The sequence below is a fragment of the Psychrobacter sp. I-STPA6b genome (assembly GCF_020662265.1).
Classification (GTDB): Bacteria; Pseudomonadota; Gammaproteobacteria; order Pseudomonadales; family Moraxellaceae; genus Psychrobacter.
In genome coordinates, this window is record NZ_VEWM01000086.1 from 1 (window position 1) to 519 (window position 519).

Genomic DNA, 519 nt, shown 5'->3' on the forward strand with positions numbered 1-519 from the left:
GTGCGGCTATGCGCCAGATTTATCCGATGCTATTGTCGATAGGGCAATGTTTCACTGTGACAATGGCTACTATTATCCGGCAGCGCACATTGCGGGGCACCGCTGCAAGACCCATACGGTATCGAACACCGCGTATCGCGGTTTTGGTGGTCCGCAGGGACTCATGACCGCCGAGTATATGATGGACCACATCGCCTATACCTTAGGTCAAGACCCGCTGCAAGTGCGCCTCAATAACCTGTATCAAAATGGGCAAAGTACCCATTACGGTCAGCCGATTGAGCATTTCGATTTAGCAACGATTATGACGACGCTAGCGGAGGACTGCGATTATGACCAGCGTCGCCAAGCTATCATCGAGGCCAATCAGCAAGCGGCAGCGACAGGTAATGATAAGCGTCGCGGCATTGCGCTAACCCCCGTCAAATTTGGTATCTCCTTTACGGTGCAAACCCTAAACCAAGCCGGGGCACTGGTGCATATTTATACCGATGGCAGTATCCATCTGAACCATGGTGG

1 protein-coding gene and 1 pseudogene are annotated in these 519 nt (G+C 52.4%); both read left to right on the top strand.

Annotation, left to right across the window (positions count from 1 at the left end; genetic code table 11):
• A pseudogene (locus FHK88_RS14385) lies at positions 1–229 on the top strand (molybdopterin cofactor-binding domain-containing protein); the annotation flags it as partial.
• 75 nt (positions 230–304) lie between these two features.
• Positions 305–519: molybdopterin cofactor-binding domain-containing protein (locus FHK88_RS14390; RefSeq protein WP_319800167.1), on the top strand; the 215-nt coding region annotated here is incomplete at its 3' end.